Source organism: Prevotella sp. MGM1, assembly GCF_002933775.1.
GTDB lineage: Bacteria > Bacteroidota > Bacteroidia > Bacteroidales > Bacteroidaceae > Prevotella.
This window is the reverse complement of sequence record NZ_BEWV01000020.1, coordinates 1-1,923: the sequence shown is the minus strand read 5'-3', so window position 1 is coordinate 1,923 and position 1,923 is coordinate 1. Positions and strand designations below refer to the sequence as shown.

Annotated in this window: 1 protein-coding gene; it reads right to left on the bottom strand. The window is 52.4% G+C overall.

Annotated features, from left to right (window positions below):
* Window positions 1-75: 75 nt before the first annotated feature.
* Window positions 76-1,689: a phosphoenolpyruvate carboxykinase (ATP) gene (pckA, locus tag MoGM_RS00280; protein ID WP_104368256.1), complete on the bottom strand. Its 1,614-nt coding sequence runs from the start codon at window positions 1,687-1,689 to the stop codon at window positions 76-78.
* Between the last annotated feature and the right edge of the window lie 234 nt (window positions 1,690-1,923).

Below are 1,923 nucleotides of genomic sequence, written 5' to 3'. Positions count from 1 at the left end.
CAACAAAAAAATCTCCCGCAGGGACAGCTTGCCCTGCGGGAGATTTTACTTATATAAACATTCAAATTTTGCCTCTTACAGCTGCGGACCTGCCGCCACGAGCGCCTTGCCGGCCTCGTTGCCTGTGTACTTCACGAAGTTCTTCTGGAAGCGTGCGGCCAGGTCTTCGGCTTTCTTCTGCCACTCGGAAGCGTCGGCGTAAGTGTCGCGCGGGTCGAGGATGCCTGTGTCAACACCTTCAAGCTCTGTGGGAACGGCGAAGTTGAACACAGGGATATTCTTTGTGGGAGCGTTCAGGATAGCGCCACCGAGTATTCCATCGATGATACCGCGTGTGTCGCGGATTGAGATGCGCTTGCCCGTTCCGTTCCAACCGGTATTCACCAAGTAAGCCTTCGCGCCGCTCTTCTCCATCTTCTTCACCAGCTCCTCCGCATACTTTGTGGGGTGCAGCTCGAGGAATGCCTGGCCGAAGCAGGCAGAGAATGTTGGTGTAGGCTCGGTGATGCCGCGCTCGGTACCTGCGAGCTTTGCCGTGAAGCCGGAGAGGAAGTAGTACTTCGTCTGCTCCGGAGTCAGGATAGACACGGGAGGAAGCACTCCGAACGCGTCGGCAGAGAGGAATATCACGTTCTTGGCCGCGGGAGCCGCGCTCTTCGGGCGAACGATGTTGTTGATGTGGTCGATAGGATAAGACACACGTGTGTTCTCTGTGGTGCTCTTGTCGGCGAAGTCGATCTTGCCGTCCTCAGCCACAGTCACGTTCTCCAACAGCGCGTTGCGCTTGATGGCGTTGAAGATATCCGGCTCGCTCTCCTTGTCGAGGTTGATGACCTTGGCGTAGCATCCGCCCTCGAAGTTGAACACACCGTTGTCGTCCCATCCGTGCTCGTCGTCGCCGATGAGCAGACGCTTCGGATCGGTAGACAGAGTTGTCTTGCCTGTACCCGACAGACCGAAGAACACTGCCGTGTTCTCGCCGTTGAGGTCAGTATTGGCAGAGCAGTGCATCGAAGCCATGCCCTTGAGAGGCAGATAGTAGTTCATCATCGAGAACATACCCTTCTTCATCTCACCGCCATACCATGTGTTGATGATTACCTGCTCGCGGCTTGTCACGTTGAACACAACGGCTGTCTCTGAGTTGAGGCCCAGCTCCTTGTAGTTCTCAACCTTGGCCTTAGACGCGTTGTATACGATAAAGTCAGGTTCGAATGTCTCAAGCTCCTCGTCTGTCGGACGGATGAACATGTTTTTCACGAAGTGTGCCTGCCATGCCACCTCTACGATGAAACGAACAGCCATACGTGTGTCGGCGTTTGCGCCGCAGAAACCGTCCACAACAAACAGGCGCTTGCCTGACAGTTCTTTCTTTGCTATTTCCTTAACGGCAGCCCATGCCTCGGGAGAAGCGGGATGGTTGTCGTTCTTGTATTCGTCGGATGTCCACCATACAGTGTCCTTTGAGTTCTCGTCCATCACGATAAACTTGTCCTTCGGTGAGCGGCCGGTGTAGATACCGGTCATCACGTTGACAGCGCCCAGCTCTGTCTCCTGACCTTTCTCAAAGCCTGTGAGGCTCTCTTTCGTCTCTTCCTCGAACAGTGTCTCATACGAGGGGTTGTACACTACCTCAGTGGTACCTGTGATACCGTACTTCTCTAAAACTGACTTATCAAACTTTGCCATTTTTAATAAATTTATTGTGTTAATTGATTATCCTTAATAATTGCTTTAAACCGCCGCAAAGTTACTAAAAAATAATATCAGCCCAAAATGTTTGCGCGCACAAAATGCCGGCGTATTATTTTTTTTAGGTTAAAGTATCGAAAAACGCTGACGCCGTGCCGGTTTTGTAAGTCTGACTTTGCAAAAGACAGATTGCCGCGACCGGGCATACGCCATTAAGACTCACAGCCGGAA